This window comes from Streptomyces sp. NPDC054840, from assembly GCF_053611065.1.
Genome location: NZ_JBSGZP010000059.1, coordinates 1 through 18,016, shown reverse-complemented (window position 1 = coordinate 18,016; position 18,016 = coordinate 1). Strand labels below are relative to the sequence as shown.

Here is an 18,016-nt window from a genome sequence, read left to right as displayed (position 1 = left end):
GCCCGGGACGGGGCCGAGAGGAAGGACACACAGCCGGTGGGGGACATCGATGACGCCCTGGACCGCGCGGACCGCGAAGGGTTCACGCGGGAGCCGCCCAAGACCCTGAAGGGTCAGATCAACTTCCTGGTCAGACAGCTCAAGTCGACGAAGGCCGTGGCGGAGGCACTGGGGGTCAGTCAGCGGTCGGTGGAGCGCTACCGCAAGGGCGACCGGAAGACCCCGCCCAAGGCCGTCGCAGACCGCATCGACACAGCCGTACGGGCCCGCTGGCAGCCCGTGGTCCGCGGCCGCCGCCGCAAGGAAGCCGCCACCAGCACCGGCATCACGGTCGAAACCCGGGCACGGTTCGGCTACACCGCCCCCGTCGGCAGCACCGACGACGGCCGCATGCGACGCCTGACCGTTCACCTCCCACCCACCTACGCGCAGCGCCTCTTCGACGCCCGTGCGGCGGGCGCGAGCGATCAGCAGATGCGACAGATCGTGGCCGAGGGACTGCAGGAGATCTACTTCAAGGACGGCGGGACCCGCGCCCAGGGTCTGGAAGTCGAGTTCACGGACATCGACTACTTCGACGCCTCATTCTGAAGCGCCTGGCCCGGCCACCCCGCAGACCACGGGCGCCCTGTGCGGTGATCCACCGGTAACCGGTTCATTGCGGCACCCACTGCTGCGCTCACGCCCCGCCGGGATCCGGACTCCACACGGCGGGTCCGCCGCCGCGCCATTCGATGAGCAGTGGGTCGTCCAGGCGGACGGTGTCGGGGTCCAGGCCGGCCCGGCGCAGGAATTCGAGGAGGTCGGTGGGGCTGAGGGCGCGGCCGAGGATTTCGCCGTCGCAGCGGACGCGGCGCCCGCCCTGGGCGTCCGGCGGATAGACGACTACACGCGGGGCAGGGCTCATCTCTTCACCCTGCCGGTGCCTGGTCACTCCAGCATTCCGAGCGCGGTGTCGGGGCGGCAGTGGGGGCAGGCGGGCACGCCGTCGGCCAGCAGCCGCCGTATCTGTCCCGGGCCGGCGGGGGCGCAGCGGTTGCCGGTGTCCCAGCAGTCCCCGGTGTGCACGCGGGCCGGGGGCCGGCCGCCTCCGATGCCGCGCTCGATCAGCCACGCGGGCGGTTCCTTCGGCGGGCGCCGGGAGGCGGCGAGGGCCTCGCGTTCCTCGGCCGTGGCAAGGGCTTGTTCGGCCCGGCCGAGTTCGCCGCGCAGGTAGGTGACCAGCGTCCGCAGCCGAGGCAGGTCGGGCGGCAGGACGGACACGGCTCTAGCTCCCGTACTGCGCCCGCCGCGCGGCCCTGCACGCCTCGCACAAGGGGTTCGCGGGGGCCCCGTACCGCGCACAGGGTGAACCGCTTCTCTGCACTTCCCAACGGGGCGGCGGGGAAGGCTGGCTCTTCGGCCGCCTCCCGGCGGTCCCGGCTCCTTCGTCGCATCCGGGCATGCCTGTCTGTCACGGGCTGTTCCTGCCCTCAGCGCCTCTCGGGCAGATCCGGAGTGGTCACCGCGGGAAGGGAGGGGCGCAGACCTCTGGTGGAAAAGCGGCGCATGCAGGGCCGTTCGACGCGTGTGTACAGCACCCGGGATGCGACCAGGGCCACGGCGAACGAGACACAGGCAACCCGGCCCGACCCCCACGCGTCGCCCGTGCACCACATGACGACCGCGATCACCGTGGCGTGTGACAGATAGAAGGCGTACGAGATGTCACCGAGACGGACCATGCCCGGCGTCCGCAGCACGGATCTTTGGCCATGCGTGTCCAGCGCCGCCGTCGCCCGGATCAGCAGGGCGACGGGGACCACCGTGGTCGCGGCCAGCAGGAACGGCGCGGGAAGCACCGCGATGCCCACGAACAGGGCCGCGAACAGCAGGCCGGCCGACTGACAGACTCCGACCCGGACAGGGAACCCGCTTCCGTGCATCCTGGCCAGGATCATCCCCAGCACGAACTCCGGCAGCCGGCTCAGAGGAAACAGGTACACGAACATCATCTGCGCGCCGGTGATCGTCCCAGGCAGGGAACTCTGCTCGAACAGCGGTCCGCCCAGGGCAGCCGCGGCCAGTGGAACCATCCAGACTGTCGCCACGGCAGCCCCGGCCGCGGCCGGAAGCCACCGGGTGCGAATCCTCATGACCAGCGGCAGCAGCTTGGGGAACAGCAGGTAGAACAGCAACTCGCAGACGAGTGACCAGGCGACGCCGTTGCCTGCCAGTTGGAACTCCGGCAGCGGAACGAGGGTGTGCACCAGCAGAGCATTGGCCAGATCGCCGAGAACGCTCGGGGCGGCCGTGAGACTGGTGAGGTGCACTGACACTCCCAAGCCACGGACGAGCACCATGATGACGACCCAGACCATCAGATGGGCCGGATAGATTCTGACGATCCGCCGGCGCCAGAAGCTGCGGGCGGTGTCTGTCTTGCGCGCCGAATGGGTCAGGACGAACCCGCTGAGGACAAAGAAGAGGGAGACTCCGACCGGGCCCAGCAGAAAGAAGGCCGGTCTTGGCCAGCCACCTGACCGCGATGCGTCCATCGTTGCCACGTGGCAGACGAATACGCCGAGCGCCGCGACGAAGCGCAGTCCGGTCAGGGAAGGCAACCGCGTGGACGCGGCCGCCAGAGGCGTGGCCATGCTGCTCATTGCGATTCCTTGAATGATCAGTGCAACGTGCGAACCGAGGACCGTTGCCCCACTCCGCGCTGCGCCTCCGAACGGCGGCCACGACGGCGCGCACAACGGATTCCGGCAGACCGGCTGATGATCCGGCGTCTCACGCCGCCACCAGCACGTCCATCCCACCGCCCCCCGCCAGGGTCGGGGGCAGGCCTGAAACGGCCTGAGCGGATCGGTCCTGCTCCTTGCTCCAGTCCACGTCCTGCGTGCCGTAAGCGGTGACAGCCTGGTCAGGCGCGCTTGGAGAGCGGACGTGGCGTGCGGGCGGGGGCATGGTCGTGAGGAGCACGCTTACGGGGCGGGGTAGAACTGGCGGGCCCAATGCCGGTAGCGGCCGATCGCTTCGTCGCCGGGCGCGAGGCGCGGCTGGGGTCTGTAGCACTTGTTGTTCCAGATCGGCAGGTCTTCCTCAGCGAACTTGACCGTTTCGGCATGCACCCGCCGTGTTAGAAGCCACCGCAGCGGCGGGGGTACAACCGTGCTGAAGAGCTGGCCCGGCCGCTTCGCTCGGGTCGTCGTACAGCCGACCCCGATATGCTCCTTCACCGCCCACGGCCCCGTCGGCGTGAACATCGACCAAACGTGGAACAGCAGCCCGAGCTGAGGGATATGGGCAGTGACATAGGTGATGCCGAGCCCTGCCTGGAGGATCTGCTGCTCCGGGCAGAAACGCGTGGCGATGGACCGGGTGTCGAGGTTGAGGGCCATGCGCATGCGCAGGAACGGCCCGTCGGGTTCAGGACCGTCGAGGATGGTCGGGACGGTGCCGTGCAGCGCGGCGAAGTGACGGAAGTCGAAGAGGTTCTCACCCACCTCCTGCGCGTGGGTGAGCACATCCTTTTCCCACCAAGCCGTCGGGACCGGGGCGCTGGGCAGAACGGGCAGTTCCCAGGTGGGTGCGGAGCCCGAGTGACCATGCCACACGAAGATCAGACCATGGCGCTCACACAGGGGATAACGGGTGATCCGCGTACCGCGCGGGGGCGTGCCGCCCGGGATGCTCACACACGTACCGTCGGGGCCGAAAGCGAAACGGTGGAAAGGGCACACCAGATTCCCCCCTTCCACCGTGCCTCCCACCCCGAAGTGAGCGCCCAAGTGCGGACAGTGCGCCTGAACCGCGTGCGCCTGGCCGTCGCCAGTGCGATACAGCACGACGTCCTCGCCCATGAACACACGAGAGAGCACGGCACCAGCAGCCACGTCGCGCGAGCGCGCCACGAAGAACCAGCCACTGGGATAGGGCAGCTGCGGTTGGCCGTACTGCCCGTCGTCCAGGCGCCTGCTGGGACGCTGGGGGGGCAGTTTGCCGCCCACCGAATCGGCGGCGAACCGCTCCTTCACCTCACCAGCTAGTGGCTCCAGTTCGGCGTCCGGGTCGCTCGTGCTCATGCTCGCGTTCCTCTCTCGGGTCGCTTCCCGGGCGGCGACGCCCGGCCTGCACGGGGTGCAACGAGCGGCTTAACGGGTCGGGTGCGCCGGTCTCCAGCTCGACGACGGATCCGACACGGGGGCGGTCGTTCGTCCCTCGATCAGGTCGTGGTGGAGGACCTGCATTCACCGAGACTCGGGATTGCCCCACGAGCAAGAGAAGGTGCAGTTACCACACCGGTGCCAGCGAAGCAGGTCATAGGCGTAGCTCTTCACGGTCGCCGGACGGTCGTCGTCCAGGATCAGACCGCGCAGGTACGGGACCACGTGAGCAACGACCGTGCCGGTCCGCATCAGCGACGGTGTACCAGGGAAGGGTTTCGAGCTCGACAACCGAACCGACGCGGGGCACATCAGCCCGGCCCTCGATCAGTTGGTGGCGCAGGTCTAACAGGAGTTTGCTTCAGTCCATGGATCAGCACGCTCCGGACTCGGAGTCACTGGTGCAGTTACTGACCTTGAAGTTGTCTTGTCGTAGGGGCTGACGGTTGGTGATCGTCGCGGTATGCCAGAGGTATGAGGTATCCGCAGGGTGGGGGTCTGACCGCGGAGAGGCAAGCGTTCCGTGAGCGGGTCCGGATGGAAGCAGTCGCGATGTTCACTGCTGGGCGGGGCAGTACGGACATCGCGAAGGAGTTACGGGTCAGCGTCCGGTCCGTCCAGCGGTGGCGGCAGGCCTGGCGGGAAGCGGGGCAGGATGCAGTTCGTTCCCAGGGTCCGGTGTCCCGGCCGAAGCTCAACGAGGCCCTGTTCGCCGTGCTCGAGGACGAGCTGGCCAAGGGCCCGGTCGCGCATGGCTGGCCGGACCAGCGGTGGACACTGGCCAGGATCAGGACCCTGATCGGCCGCAGGTTCCACAAGTCGATGACGTTGTCGGGTATCTCGCAGATGCTGCGGCGCCACGGCTGGAGTCATCAGGTTCCGGCTCGCCGTGCGGTCGAGCGTGACGAGGCGGCGGTGGCCGGCTGGGTGAGGGATGTGTGGCCGCACGTGGAACCATCGCGGCGGCGCTCGGGGCCTGGCTCGTCTTCGAGGACGAAGCCGGATTCTCGATGACGCCGCCGACCTCACGCACCTGGAGCCGGCGCGGCATCACACCGGTGATCCGGGTCCGCGGCCGTTCCCAGCGCCGCTCCTCCATCGCGGCCCTGTGCTGCTACAAACCCGGTGAACGCTCCCGGCTGATCTACCGGCCCAAACGACACACCGATCACAAGGCCGGGGGTCGCAAGAGCTTTGCCTGGACCGAGTACCGCGACCTCCTCGTCGCCGCCCACCAGCAACTCGACGGACCCATCGTCCTCATCTGGGACAACTTGAACGTCCACAAAGACCGCCGCATGCGGGACTTCATCGACGCACACGACTGGATCACCGCCTACCACCTGCCGCCCTACGCACCCGACCTCAACCCCGTCGAAGGCATCTGGTCCATCCTCCGCCGCACCACCCAGGCCAACACGGCCTTCACCGACCCGAGCCACCTCATGCGCCGGCTCCGACACGGCCTCCGACAGATTCAATACCGCAGCAGCCTCATCGACGGATGCCTCACCGGAACCGGACTCACACTGACGACACCACGCCTACAACCTCAGTAACAGGCCACCGCGCGCATGGGCCGGTCTGCGAGGGTGACCAGGTGGCGACCTGTGGTCTGACGGTGGGGGCGGGGGAGGTCATGGCGCTGCTCCTCGGTGCGGGGATCTCTCTATTCAATCACCTGTTCGATTTCCTCGGCGAGGGGAGCGCCGCAGGTCAGCGGTAGGTCTGTTGGCACAGCGACGTGATGGCGGGGCTGGTGACGCCGTGGGCCGCGCGGCACAGCTCCCTCATGTCCCCGGCTCCCGTCGCGGGTGCGGGCCGGACGGGTCGGTGCGGCACCGGGGCCTTCGGCCGTGCCTTCGTCTTCGGGCGAGCCTTCGGTTTCGCTGCGGGGGGCATGGCCCGCTTCGGGGCGGTGGCCCGGCGGGGCGGTGCCGGTGCTGGCCGGGCCGTCCGGCGGTGTTCGGGCGTGGTGGAGCGGGTCTCGCGGGTGCTGCTGCGGTCCTTGGCGGCGGGGTGGCCGGGGCCGGGCGCATGCTCCTGCTCGGGTGCGGGGCCGGCCGGGGCAGGGGGCGCGGGTTCGGGCAGAGGGGAGAGCGGCAGCGCCGTCCCGTTCCGTACGGCCGGGGAGACGGACGGGTGTTTGTCGTCGGCCGGTGCCGTGGCGGGGATGCCGGCGGGTGGGGCCGGCGCGGGGTGGATGGTGACGCATCCGGGGGCGGCGAGGAGCAGGGGCAGGGGCCAGCGGCGCATGGTTGTCACCGTGCCGCATACAGGCCGTTCAGCGCCCCCTGACGCCCCCGCCGACCCTCCGGACGGATGACGGCCGCGGGCGGGCCTGGTGGGCACCCTGGAGGAGGGCGGCGAGGGAGGCTCCCTGGGTGATGTTGAGACCGCCGGTCGGCGATGCCCGCGCAGGCCGCAGAGACGGTGCCCGGCCCGGGAACACTGGCAGCTGGGGTGCCTACTAAATGAAGCCGGGCGTCCGGCCCACGGCCGTGTTCTGTTCGTCGGCGTGTCGTGCCAGGCAGTGGCGTGCAGAACGCCGGCTGCGTACGTGTCTGGCGGCCGTCCAGAGCGGTGTGGGCGAGGTGGCCGCTGCACCAGGCACTACACGGCCAACGTCCTCAACTTGTCCTCGAGCTTCCCCCTGTACGCACCAATCACGTCGTCGTCGCTCCTATCGCCGTTCTTGAAGAAGACGAAAGTGGGTGAGGCTCCGATGCTGTACTCCGCAGCCACGGGAGCAACCTTGTCCATGTCCACCGACGCGAACACGATGTCGGCGTACTGTTCCGATAGTCGCTTGAAGTCCGGGGTGATGACCCTGGCAGGCCCACGCCCCGGCCCACCGCCATCCGGAGGCGGCCACAGCCGCGCGGTCGCGGGACGGGCCGGCCTCCTGTTCCAGCTCTGCGAAGACGAGCGTGCGAAAGCCGAGCATCCTGTGAGCGGTGTGGTTGCTCTGGTAGGAGCCGTGCACTCGCAGCCCTGCCCGCATCAGCCGGGACGCATGTTTCGCGCCCGCGGTGCGGCTGATCGTCTCCAGCAGGAGGTAGGCAGGGTAGAACTGCAAGGGCATCCCTCCGGTTGCGCGCGGTGTATCGCTGGGCTCAAGCGCCGACAGCCGCTCGGCCAGTTGGCGATAGAAGACTTTACGTTCGAAACGGCCCCACCCCGGCGCCCAGCGGAGAATCACCGACGCCGACGGACTGCGGCTGACCTGCTTCGCCACCAACACCACCGCCATGCCGATCGCGGCACTGGAGCTGCGACACCGCCAGCGCGCCCGGGCCGAGGACCGCATCCGGGCCGCGCGGGCCACCGGCCTGCGCAACCTTCCCCTGCACGACACCGCGCAGAACCAGATCTGGCTGGAGATCGTCCAGATCGCCCTCGATCTCCTGGCCTGGATGCCGATGCTCGCTCTGACCGGCGAAACCCGCAGGTGGGAGCCTCGCCGCCTCCGGTTCCGCCTCTTCTCCGCCGCCGCCCAGCTTGTCACCACCGCCCGCCGTCGGCACCTGAGGTTCGCAGGCCGTGGACCGACGTGATCACCGACGCCCTGGCACGGCTCGAAGCTCTCCCCAACCCCGGCTGACCAGCCCTTTCCCGTCCCTGCAAGCAGCACCACCCCAACCGGAGCCGTGGAACCCGGCGCCCACCCGACGCGGCAGCCGGGCCATCACCCTGCCCACCACCAGCCCGAACAACCGAAACGGCCCGCCGAAAGAACCGACGGACCGTCACGAAAGATCGAGGTTAGGGCATCAAGGGCAATTTACTCACCTCAAACACCCGATCAAAGTGAATAGGGATAGAGATCGATCCGGGGAACGTGGAACATGATCCTTTGGCGTGGTGAGGGAGCAGGTGGACCAAGCTCTACTAGCACGATGTCGGATGCCATGCGGATTGCAGCGACTCCATCATCGCCAACTGACTCCACAATTCCACAGAATGTCAGGGGCGCGCCGAGAGGCCCTTCCAGTGACTCGGTAGCGTCCGTCGAAGTCCACTTCTCGATCACATCCGGAATGTCCAATTCCACATTTGTCGGGCCGAGCTGCGGAGGCTCATCACCCTGCCACGTCCCCCAGGCCTCGCCCAGAGGCCCTGAGAAGACGACGCGACTGCTTTGTCTGATCAGGCTACCGATGATCACATTCATTACTTCAACCCCAGCGGGACTCGAACCATTGTGTTGTCGACGATCCACGTGTTGGTAGGGGAAACAAACGTCCAGGTCTCCATATGGAAGTGGAACTTGGTCGGTTTGCTGTTCATCTCGTGCGGTCCCATTCTGATGCTTCGCAACCCGTCGGCGGAGACGAGTCGGTGTGGATCAGGCATACCCGTCCGTGGGTGGATGTTGGTGTACGGCCCTTCGCCTAGGAAATTCTCCCACTCATCCATGACCTGATTTGGCTTGAGCGGTTTAGGTGCGACGACCTCCGGGGTCTCGACAACGGATTCCTTCGGCGGGCAGGGGTTGAGCCCCAGTGGGTCCGCCCAGGTGTGGGGGTTGTGGATGTAGGTGGCCGGGTTGGGGGCGGGGGTGAGACCGAGGGGGTCAGGGGTGAGGTAGCGGGCTGTTTCGGGGTCGTAGGTACGGAAGTAGTTGTGGTGGAGGCCCGTTTCCGGGTCGTAGTACTGGCCGGGAAAGCGGAGTGGGGTGTAGGCCGTTGCGTCGCGGTTCCAGGTTGTGGTGCCCCAGAGCGTGGTGCGGGTGTGCCACGCCGTGGTGCCGTCTTCTGCGAGGAGGTGGGTGGGGGTGCCCAACAGGTCCGTGACGATCGTGAAGAAGCGGTCGTCGACCTCGTCCTGGGTCATGCGTTCCGTCTGGGTGATGGGGTGGAGGCCTTGGTGGGTCCAGGTGAGGGTGACCGAGCCACTGGTTTGCTCGCAGAGGGTTGTGCCGTCCCAGGTGAAGAGGGTCTCCTCGACGACCGTGCCGGTCTCTGACAGACGCCACTTGGCCGTCCGGCGACCAAGGGGGTCGTACTGGTAGCGCCAGCGGGTGCGGTCCGGGGTGGTGACCCCGACCAGCTGGTCTTCGGTGTTCCACTCGTAGTGCCAGGTGTCGGGCTTGTGGGAGAGGCGGCTCTTCTGACGGAGGGTGACGCGGCCCAGTGCGTCGTGCTCGTAGCGGATCGATCCCGCGCGGGTGATGTGAGTGCCCGTGTAGGCGCGGTCGCCCTGGGCCTCCGCGCCAGGGTGCTGTGTCGGCCAAGAGGCGGTGGTCTGGTTGCCGGCGTCGTCGTAGGCGTAGCGCTCCGACCAGGAGGAGGCCTCAACGGCAGTGACGCGGGCCGCTGCGTCCAGGGTGAAGCTGCGTGGGCCGGTGAGGGAGTCGTCGATGCCGGTCAGATAGCCGTCGGCGCGGTAGCTGTAGCCCCGCCGTTGAAGGGTGCGGCCATCCTGCCCGACGACCGACTGGGCGGCGCGGCGGCCCATCACGTCGTACTCGTGGGTGAGGGTGAGCGACGGGTTCAGCGTACGGGTGAGCTCCTGCCCCGCAGCGTCGCGTTCGAAGGTCAGGGTGCGACCCTCGGTGGTGAGGCCGCTGCGCCGCCCTGCCGCGTCGTAGGTCCAGTGACACTGGGCGCCTGCAGGCGTCGTGCGGCTCGTGCAGCGGCCCAGGGCGTCGTAGCCGTACGTGAGGGTGCGGCCGTTCACCGTTTCCGACAGGAGCCGCCCCGTGGCGTCGCGAAGCCAGGTGACTGTAGCCTCCGGTGAGGAAGCCGTCGCGAGGGCGTCGAAGACGTCGTACTCGTAGGTGGTGACCAGGCCGGCCGCGTCCTTGCGGACTACCTGCCCGAGTGCGTTGTGCTCGTACGCCGTGGTCTCGCCTACGGCATTGGTGCGGGAGGTCAGGCGCCCCGAAGCGTCGTACCCGTAGGTGAGGGTTCGGTCGTCGAAGTCCGTCTCCGAAGCCAGCCGTCCCGCCTCGTCATAGGCATAGTTCCAGGTGAGCCCTTGCGGGTTGGTGACCTCCGTCAGGCGGAGTTGCATGTCGTGCGTGAACGTGTAGCGCGTGCCGTCGGGGCCGGTGCGGGTGGTGAGGAGGTCGAAGTCGCCGTATTCGAAGTCCGTGTCTCCGCCGATCGCGTCCGTGTGGGTCAGGCAGTTGCCCTCGCCGTCGTAGGTCCAGGACTCCTTGGTGCCGTCGGCGTTCACACGCTGCAGGAGGCGGCCCTCGATGCTCCAGGTGAGGTGCGTGGTGTGGCCCAGCGGGTCCGTGATGGCTATCGGGCGGCCGAAGGCATCGCGGACATACGCCGTTGTCCCACCCAGGGGGTCGGTCGCTGAGGAGACCTGGCCCGTCGGGTCGCATCGGACCGTCATGGTGTGTCCCAGGGCATCGGTCGCCGACGCGAGGTGGCCGCGGGCGTCGTACCGGAAGTGGGTCGTGGCGCCGGACGTGTCGGTGACCGAGGTGCGGTTGCCGTGGTCGTCGTAGGTCTGGCGGACTACTCTGCCGTCCGGGGTGATCAGCTTCACAGGCAGGCCGAGCGCGTTGTATTCCGCCTGAGACGCGCGGCCGTCCGGGCGGGTCACGCCGGTCACCCGGCCCGCCTCGTCGTATGTGAAGCGGGTGGTGTGGCCCAGCGGGTCGGTGCGTACCAGGAGCCGGTTGCGGCGGTCGTGCTCGAAGCGGGTCGTCGCGCCGGTGGGATCGATCTCCGCGGTGATCTGGGTGCGGTCGTTGACCAGGAACTGTGTGGTGTGGCCGAGGGAGTCGGTGAGGGTGGTACGTCCGGGCTCGTAGGTGAAGCGGACGTTGAGGTGGCCGTTGGTGCCGGACTGGGCGATGCACCGGTGCTGGTCGTCGTAGACGTAGTCGAAGTGGCGGTCGTTGGTGTCGGTCCAGGAGGTGATCCGGCCGAGCTCGTCGTAGCCGAAACGGAGTGGAAGACCGGAGGAGTTGGTGACCTGGGTGAGGTGGCCGTCGGTGTAGCCGTAGCGCAGTACCTGGGTGCCGTCGGCCAGGGCGAGGTCGGTTATTCGGCCATCGGAGGTCGTAAGACGGACCTCGTAGCCGCCGCTGTGGGAGATGGCGGCAGGGGCGCCTGCTTCGTCGTACGTGTAGGTGATCCAGGCGCCGTTGCGGTCGTCGATTTGAGTGAGCAGGCCGTCCTTGGTGAAGTGTCGGACCTGGCCGGTGTTGGGGTCGGTGACCGTGTAGCCGCCGTCTTCCTGCTGTTCCAGCGGCCAGCTGCGGCCCAGGCGTGGCAGTACGGGGGCGTCGGGCGAGGGGTGGGGGTAGCCGAGCAGGCTGCCGTCCTCGCTGACCAGGACCACGCCCTCGTCGTCGAACTCCAGCCGCTGGTCGACGGTGCAGGCCCAGGTGGGGCCGAACCAGCGGCCCAGACGGTATGACGACTCGAACGTCCGGCTGAACACCAGCGGCAGGGAGCCGGGGAGGACCAGGTCGGTCTGTGGGAGTGTCATCCGGCCCGTCGCGACGTCGACAGGGTCCTCCCGACAGGTCTTGCAGTCGGATTCCCGTGACTTGTCGTGCGGGTCGTGGCGCAGCTCTTCGCCAGCCGACGGAGCCGACTCCTTCGGTCCCCCCGGCCTCTTCGGCGTATGTGCCAGGTCGTCGGCGAGGCGGGCGGCTCCGGCGGCTCGGCGGGCAGCGCCGGACAGCAGGCCACCTCCCTTGGGGCCGATGGCTTCCGGGACGAGCGTGCCGCCGAACTCGAAAGGGTCCTTCATCGCGCTGTCGGCCATGGCCTTGGCCGCTGCGGCAGGGTCGTTGGCCGCGCTGAGGAAGCCGGCGCTCATGCTGTTGAGGCCCATCTGGGCCACGGTCGGGTGGTTCATGTTGTAGGGATCGTGGGAGTCGAGCCCGCGGGCGAAGTTGACCAGGCCAGCCGTGCCCTTGGCGATTCCGCCGAGGAAGTGTTCTGCCTCCGCGCTCTTGCGGACGATCTCGACCAGCGCGGCTTCGGCGGCCGACACCTTCGGCGCCGCGTCACGGGCCTGCTCCAGGGCCTGCGCCACCGAGTGGGCGACGTCGTCGCGCTGGCGCCGCGCCTCGGCCAGCTTCTGCCGGGCGGCCTTGATGCCGTCCGTACCCGGGTCGGTGAAACCCATGGGGCGGGCCGGCAGCGGATCCTGCTGAGCTTTGACAGCCGACTCGTAGTCCTTGACCCACCTGTCATAGGCGGCGTGGGCGTTCTCCGACAGCTTGACGGCGGCCTTGTACTCGTCGATCGCCTCCTTGGCCTGCCCCTGCGCCCAGGTCACCGTGTCGGCGAAACGGCCCACCGCGCCGGCCGCCGTCTCGAAGGCGGCCGCGGCCGCGAACCAGCGAGGGACCTTCTCCTGGACGGAGTCCCGAAAGGCGTCGGCCGTGGCGCCTTTGATGCCGTCCGTGCCCAACTTCTTCAGGCCCTCCCCAGTACGGGTGAAGGCGGCGTGGAAGTCGTTCAGGTGCCCGGCGGTCGTCCGCAGGGTGCTTGCGCTGCCGTGGACCAGCTGCTTGGGATCGTCGCTCTGGCCGAGCTCGACCTCCCCCACGTCGGCGCCCAGACGGTTCGCCGCCGAGTTCGCCGTACTCCGGACCGCGTTGGCGCCCCCCTGCCAGCCGACATCCTCCAGCTTGTCGGCCGTCTTGTCGCCGAGCCACTCGACCGCGTCGCCCGTGAGGGCCGCGCCCTTCTCCAGCCAGTTGCCGCCGCTCATCAGGAGCCGCCCCCCTGAACCCCGCTCTGATCACTGTCCTGGCCGCCACCCTGCTGGTCTGGGCCCTGCGGGTTGCGGACGCGGTCGAGCGTCTCGCGGTCCATGCCCTGAGCTTCGGCCACTTCCTCCAACATGCCGCCGACGAGCCCCTCGTTGAGCAGGCCCTTCTTGGTGTCCGCCCACGTACGGTCGAAGTCCTCCCTGGCCTGACGCGCCTGCTCCGGCGTCTCCCGCTTGAACGCGTGATCGGAGAGGACCGCTTCCAAGGACTTCTTCTCGACCTCGTCGTTCGACGCATGGGGGTTGCCGATACCGGCGTTCACCAGAACCTTGAACGTGCCCTTCAGGTACTGGTCCTGCTCCCAAACCGAACCGGCCCCGATACCCAGGCGCTCCGCGAGCCCACTGGTGATGACGAAGAGACTGGCCACGCCCATGTCCCAGCGTTCGCAGAACCCCTCCAACGCCGCCGCGACCGACGGATGACCGGCCTCCATACCCGTCGGCGCCAGCTGGCTCATACCGCCACCCGCCACGGCCGAGGTGCCCATCGCGAACTCACGCAACTCCCCGACCGCAGAACGCAGACCCTCCTGGATGTTCTGTACCGCGACCGGATCCATATCCAGGTCTGGGCTGCCACTACTCATGATCCATTCCCCCCAAGGTCCCGGAGACGCTACACGAGAAGACCGACAGCTCTGGTACCGGGCGCCGACGTTCGGCCAGGTCAACGGGCCACTGGCTCGGCGAGGGCCGGCCGACGGAGCGGCGACGACCGCCCACCCGCGGCCGCCCCCTCGGCCATGCGGACGGCCGCGCCCGCCCCGCTGCCCACCCCGTCCCCGCCCGGCCGACGCGGCCCGGACGACGTCGCCGCGGCATGGGCGCGCGGCATGAGGTGTCTGCGAACTCGGCGCGGCTGCAGCGGGCGCTCGCCGCGGCGGACATCGTTCGACGCGCTCAGCCTGGAGGAGCAGTCCGAGGCGCTGTTGCTCCTGCGCGACCACTGCGTCAAGGCGCGAGCCGTCGCCGAGGACGGGCCGGAGAGCATCCGCCGTGCCGGGCACCCTACGCACACGCCTACGGTCCTGATCACACGCGGCGGGTTCGAACACCAGCTGGGGAAGATCGCCTCGCTTACCCCCCTCGACGAACGCCGTAAGGCGTGCCGGCTGCTGATCGCGGCACTCGCGATCGCCGCCGAACGGCGCCGCGAGCGCTTCAGCTCCGACTGGTGCGGTCATGGGTGGCACAGGCTGCCCGTCGTTGACCGACTGCCTCGGTCGCCACGGCCCGGATCTTCGCTTCCGCCAGTCCCCTTTCCGGGGACGGCGGGAACCGACTGCTGCTGTTCAGGTCCGGCAGGTGTTGCGGACGATCCGGTCAACGACGGCCGCGGCCTGCTCGGGGTGTCCCTCCAGCCACGTACCGAGGTGTTCCCGGACGGCCTCCGCGACGCAGGGGCGCACTGCGGCACCGCCCAGCCTGCCGTGGGTGGCGCCGAGGTACTCGGGATGGTCCAGCTTCACCGACACGACCGCCGTCAGCCCCTCGCTGATCTGGTCTGCGCAGAGGTCGGGGTCGGCGGCCGTCAGAAGCCGCCCCTGCCGCGCGTACGAGGTGACCACGGCCGCCACCCCGTCGCGGAAGCCCAGATCATGCGTGCCGCCTTCGGGGGTGGGCACGCTGTTGGCGAAGCTCCGGACCCGCTCCCGGCGGGAGCCGCACCACCGAAGGGCCACCTCCAGGGTCCCCGCCATCCGCAGGTCCTCCCGCTCGAAGGCGATGATTTCCGGGTGAACGGGGGGCCCGGATTGAGCGTCGAGGAAGGCGACGAAGTCCCCTGCCCCGCCCGGAAACTGGAACCGCACCGGCTGGGTCAGGCCCGGGGAGCGTTCGTCGTTCAGGGAGATGCTCAAGCCCTGATTCAGGAAGGCTAGTTCCCTGAAGCGCTCCACGAGTACGTCGAACGAGCACTCCACGGTCCCGAAGATGTCGGTGTCGGGCCAGAAGGCGATGGCGTTCCCCTTTCTGGTCGCCGGCCCTACGGCGGTAGGAGGGGTGAGCGCGACGCCCCGCGCGTACTCCTGGACCCAGCGCAGCCCTTCGCTCTGCACCTCGGCGGTCAGGCGACTCGACAGGGCGTTGGTGACGCAAGGCCCCATAGCGAAAAGGCTCATGGCCGCGGCGTGGCGGCCGCCACGCTCCGCCCCGGTGTACATGCGGGTCAGCAGGAGTTCGAGGCCAGGACCTCCGGTGTCCCCGGCGGCCGCGACGGGGACGCCAGGCCCGTCGTCGGCGACACGCACGCCGCCATCGACCATGAGGGTGACGTCTACAGAGCCGGCGCGGCTGGCCAGGACCTTGTTTACCGCCCAACCGACGACCTCGAACACCGTTTGGTGCAGCCCGCGTTCGTCGGTCGAGCCGACGTACATCCCGGGCCGCTTCCGAATGGCCTCACGCCCCTCCAGCACCTGGATGTGGCTGGCGTCGTACCTGATGGCGTCCTCACTCACGAAGTCCCCCTCCGATGGTGACCGGCAGAGCTCCCCAGCCTAGAAGAATCCCTGGAAAACACCAGGTCAGAGCCCGTTCGCCGAATGTGTAGGAAGGCGGGTGAGTGCACGCCAGAAGGTCGTCGGCCGGGGGCCTCGAACTGCGGCCGCCGTGCGGCCATAGGCCCGCCGAGACCCCCGAACGAGCCCGTCCCCAGCGGCCCGGGGGTCCCCCCGATTTCGACCGGGCCCGACCGCAGAGATGTCTTTCGTGTCCCTGCCCCAGGTCCGGTCCGGGAGCGCTTCAGGCGTCGGCGGATTGGGCGCTGGTCGAGTGCCGGATTCGGGAGGCCTCCGCGTTCTCGGCTGAGCAAGGCGACAGCGCCGAGGCGCCGATTCCGGTCGACCTGCCGTGGCCTGCTGGTCGCCGGGCCGGGCAAAGGACCCCGTGACGGTGGAGTGGGCACGTTCCGGATCGGACATCTGGTGCACGGCTGATGTCCCATGCCCACCGAGGCCTGTGTCGGTTGCCGACGCAGAGGCGGAACTCAGGTTCGGTGATCGGCTCGTCGGAGGGCCTGCGCAAAGGAGTTCGAAGTACCGGATCCGCCGTGGAAGGGGAGGCTCCGCAACCTGTCGGTTCCCGGCGGAGGCTGCTGTGTGGTCCCGCGACACGCTGAGCCGGATTGACCCTCTTGACATCTCAGGCCCCAAAATCGTCGCACGTCTGTCCATCTTGCCGGGCTACTGTCGCCCCTTCCGCCCCGTAGAAGGGAAAGCAGCTGTGCGCCAGAACGCCGCCAGCAACACCGTGTTACGAATTGCGGCCGCCCTCGCCTCCGGCGTGGGAACGACGGCCGCAGCTCCTGCCAGACCACCGCTGATCCCCGGCCCGCCTCGATCGCCAGGCCGCCGGCACCCGACACGGACACAACCCGCAAGCCCGAGCCGAAGCCCGAGAGCAGTCCGGCATCGCCCCTGGCCACCAGCCACAACACGTGCTCGACGCCCACTTCCGATGGCCGCCACAGCTGCGTCGACGTCACGGATGTACCGCCCGACGGCGTGCCGAGGCGTTCGCCCACACTCGCCGCTGGCGTCACGCCACCGCAGTGGTGTGACCAGGCCAACAACCATGTGTTCGGCACCCGCACCCAGGCCTGCATCTGGCAGACGGTCACCTACACCACCTACCGCGTCACCAACGGGCAGCGGACGACGACCGGGCAGGCCAACCTCATAGTGATGCAGTACAACTACACCGACACCGGTCTGGGCCGCTACACGCACCAGATCGACACGTCGATGTACAGCGGCTGGGGAGACGCGACGAAAGCCACGATAGACGGGCAGGCGACGCTGACGGGTCCTTGCACGCGCACCAGCGCCACTTTCCCCGCCAAGCCCCTCTCGCCCGTCAACAGCTGGAACACCGGCGAGTCCTTCTTCGACAGCTCACTCGTGGGTCCCGCGACAAAGGGCAAGTGCAAGACCACGTGGTACCTCACCTTCAACAATGCGGGCTACGACCCCGCCGCTGTCGACTATTCGATGAACGAGGTGCGCTGCGACAACGCCACGGCCGGCCGGCCAGGCATCGGGTGCGTCATTCCGTGGGCGGCCTCCAACCTCGTCTACACCCGCACCGCGACGCCTGAGCTCGCCGACCACGTGACCAAGGCCCAGGCCAGCGGGCTGCCGTCACGGCTGACACGGACTGAGGACCAGACCGTCATCGATTCCAACCGCACCAAGGCCTGCGGGTCCGCTCCGAGCGTCCCCGGAAAGTCCTGCGACGAGTATCCGATCGCCACCTCGGAGCAGGGGCTGAACGCCGGAGGGACACGGCGGACCCACCCCAGCTGCGGGTTCCCGGCGTGCCGGCCGGGACCGGCCCCGTCGGTGCCAGCGTGTGCATGATCGCTGCGACGGACAACAGCTCGCAGGGCGGCACGAACACTCAGTTCTTCCGGCGAGATCGCGTCCTTCAGGGCGACCCGTTCAACGTGGTCGTCCAGTAAGGGCAGTGCAGGCGCCGCCCGGCCGGGGCGGCGCCGTTGCGTGGCGGCCGAGCCGGTGATTACCTCGCCTGGCAGCGGCTGCGCCGTACGACACAAGGAGCGGTGATGACGATCCACCAGGCCCCGGTCTTCGTCAACGAGGGCACTTTCGGGATCTTCGACCACGGCGAAGTGCCCATCGAAAGCGCCGACTGGTCGGGTGACTTGATTGCCCCGATGTCCGCAGGGGCGATGGTGCGGACCGGCATCAACACCGGCAACGTGCGAGTGGAGGTCCGGACAGAGGCCTCGCAGGTCTCGTCGGGGGAATGGGAGGAGGAGGCGACGGCGCTGGTCTGGTCGCCCACGGGCAGTCTGCGTATCGAGTCGGTCGTCGATGGGCCGCGGTCAGAACTTCCGGTCCTGTCGGCCTCCGGCCCGGGCTGGTACGAGCTGGAGGTCAAGGCCCGCGGGCGCCGGCAGGCCCCGGACGCTTCCCTCCTCGAATCCGACGAGGCCTACCTGATCACCCTTCGCCCGGCTTCCGAGAAGACAGCTCCCTTGCCCGCCGGGGCCTTGGCGGCGCCGGACCCCGACGAAGAGGCCAGGCGACGACGACTACTTCAAGGATGAGAGGACCGCAAACAGTCGTGTCCCGCCCCTGCGA

13 protein-coding genes and 2 pseudogenes are annotated in these 18,016 nt (G+C 68.7%); 6 read left to right on the top strand and 9 right to left on the bottom strand.

The genetic code is table 11. The features are described from left to right. Positions 1–36: 36 nt before the first annotated feature. The gene (tpg, locus tag ACWGIU_RS07050; RefSeq protein WP_453703175.1) at positions 37–591 is read left to right on the top strand and encodes a telomere-protecting terminal protein Tpg; all 555 of its coding nucleotides are present in this window, start codon (positions 37–39) and stop codon (positions 589–591) included. Positions 592–679: 88 nt separating this feature from the next. On the opposite strand, the gene ACWGIU_RS07045 is transcribed toward tpg, so the two are convergent. The 4 genes from ACWGIU_RS07045 to ACWGIU_RS07030 form a co-directional block, all read right to left on the bottom strand. Next, positions 680–907: a hypothetical protein gene (locus ACWGIU_RS07045; protein WP_453703171.1), complete on the bottom strand. Its 228-nt coding sequence runs from the start codon at positions 905–907 to the stop codon at positions 680–682. Between the two features lie 23 nt (positions 908–930). Then, positions 931–1,263 (bottom strand): DUF6233 domain-containing protein, encoded by a 333-nt coding sequence (locus tag ACWGIU_RS07040; protein ID WP_453703170.1) that lies wholly within the window; start codon positions 1,261–1,263, stop codon positions 931–933. Between the two features lie 209 nt (positions 1,264–1,472). After that, positions 1,473–2,645 (bottom strand): acyltransferase family protein, encoded by a 1,173-nt coding sequence (locus ACWGIU_RS07035; protein ID WP_453703168.1) that lies wholly within the window; start codon positions 2,643–2,645, stop codon positions 1,473–1,475. 324 nt (positions 2,646–2,969) lie between these two features. Further along, positions 2,970–4,070 (bottom strand): Rieske 2Fe-2S domain-containing protein, encoded by a 1,101-nt coding sequence (locus tag ACWGIU_RS07030; RefSeq protein WP_453703166.1) that lies wholly within the window; start codon positions 4,068–4,070, stop codon positions 2,970–2,972. A 555-nt stretch (positions 4,071–4,625) separates the two neighbouring features. Between ACWGIU_RS07030 and ACWGIU_RS07025 the strand changes: the two genes are divergently transcribed. Beyond that, positions 4,626–5,710, top strand: a protein-coding gene (locus tag ACWGIU_RS07025; protein ID WP_453703165.1) for an IS630 family transposase whose coding sequence is annotated in 2 segments (ribosomal slippage) — positions 4,626–5,079 and positions 5,079–5,710 — 1,086 coding nt in all. Because the reading frame shifts where the segments join, the coding sequence is not laid out codon by codon here. A 157-nt stretch (positions 5,711–5,867) separates the two neighbouring features. Here ACWGIU_RS07025 and ACWGIU_RS07020 read toward each other — a convergent pair. Both ACWGIU_RS07020 and ACWGIU_RS07015 read right to left on the bottom strand, forming a co-directional pair. Continuing rightward, entirely contained in the window at positions 5,868–6,407 is a 540-nt protein-coding gene (locus ACWGIU_RS07020; protein WP_453703163.1) for a hypothetical protein, read from the bottom strand. Positions 6,408–6,764: 357 nt separating this feature from the next. Beyond that, on the bottom strand, positions 6,765–7,028 hold the full coding sequence (locus ACWGIU_RS07015) for a thioredoxin family protein (protein ID WP_453703173.1): 264 nt from the start codon (positions 7,026–7,028) through the stop codon (positions 6,765–6,767). A gap of 281 nt (positions 7,029–7,309) precedes the next feature. Between ACWGIU_RS07015 and ACWGIU_RS07010 the strand changes: the two are divergent. Then, a pseudogene (locus tag ACWGIU_RS07010) lies at positions 7,310–7,755 on the top strand (transposase); the annotation flags it as partial. 569 nt (positions 7,756–8,324) lie between these two features. Here ACWGIU_RS07010 and ACWGIU_RS07005 read toward each other — a convergent pair. Continuing rightward, positions 8,325–12,848, bottom strand: coding sequence for a putative T7SS-secreted protein (locus ACWGIU_RS07005; protein ID WP_453703161.1), 4,524 nt, complete (start codon positions 12,846–12,848; stop codon positions 8,325–8,327). Continuing rightward, positions 12,848–13,498, bottom strand: a complete 651-nt coding sequence (locus tag ACWGIU_RS07000; RefSeq protein WP_453703159.1) for a hypothetical protein — start codon at positions 13,496–13,498, stop codon at positions 12,848–12,850. The genes ACWGIU_RS07005 and ACWGIU_RS07000 overlap by 1 nt, the downstream gene beginning before the upstream one ends. 156 nt (positions 13,499–13,654) lie before the next feature. Here ACWGIU_RS07000 and ACWGIU_RS06995 point away from each other — a divergent pair. Further along, positions 13,655–14,095, top strand: a pseudogene (locus tag ACWGIU_RS06995) (DUF5958 family protein); the annotation flags it as partial. 108 nt (positions 14,096–14,203) lie between these two features. Here ACWGIU_RS06995 and ACWGIU_RS06990 read toward each other — a convergent pair. Next, complete coding sequence (locus ACWGIU_RS06990) at positions 14,204–15,370, bottom strand: DNA gyrase subunit B (protein ID WP_453703157.1); 1,167 nt, start codon at positions 15,368–15,370, stop codon at positions 14,204–14,206. A gap of 1,044 nt (positions 15,371–16,414) precedes the next feature. Here ACWGIU_RS06990 and ACWGIU_RS06985 point away from each other — a divergent pair. Then, on the top strand, positions 16,415–17,269 hold the full coding sequence (locus ACWGIU_RS06985) for a hypothetical protein (RefSeq protein WP_453703155.1): 855 nt from the start codon (positions 16,415–16,417) through the stop codon (positions 17,267–17,269). A gap of 206 nt (positions 17,270–17,475) precedes the next feature. Then, a complete protein-coding gene (locus ACWGIU_RS06980) occupies positions 17,476–17,982 on the top strand; it encodes a hypothetical protein (protein ID WP_453703153.1) in 507 nt (168 codons plus the stop codon). Positions 17,983–18,016: the final 34 nt, after the last annotated feature.

What these genes read in the sequence shown, in the direction of transcription:
- ACWGIU_RS06980 (WP_453703153.1), top strand. Translation starts at nt 17,476, where the DNA reads ATGACGATCCACCAGGCCCCGGTCTTCGTCAACGAGGGCACTTTCGGG.
- ACWGIU_RS07020 (WP_453703163.1), bottom strand. Translation starts at nt 6,407, where the DNA reads ATGCGCCGCTGGCCCCTGCCCCTGCTCCTCGCCGCCCCCGGATGCGTC.
- ACWGIU_RS07005 (WP_453703161.1), bottom strand. Translation starts at nt 12,848, where the DNA reads ATGAGCGGCGGCAACTGGCTGGAGAAGGGCGCGGCCCTCACGGGCGAC.
- ACWGIU_RS07030 (WP_453703166.1), bottom strand. Translation starts at nt 4,070, where the DNA reads ATGAGCACGAGCGACCCGGACGCCGAACTGGAGCCACTAGCTGGTGAG.
- ACWGIU_RS07035 (WP_453703168.1), bottom strand. Translation starts at nt 2,645, where the DNA reads ATGAGCAGCATGGCCACGCCTCTGGCGGCCGCGTCCACGCGGTTGCCT.
- ACWGIU_RS07000 (WP_453703159.1), bottom strand. Translation starts at nt 13,498, where the DNA reads ATGAGTAGTGGCAGCCCAGACCTGGATATGGATCCGGTCGCGGTACAG.
- ACWGIU_RS07045 (WP_453703171.1), bottom strand. Translation starts at nt 907, where the DNA reads ATGAGCCCTGCCCCGCGTGTAGTCGTCTATCCGCCGGACGCCCAGGGC.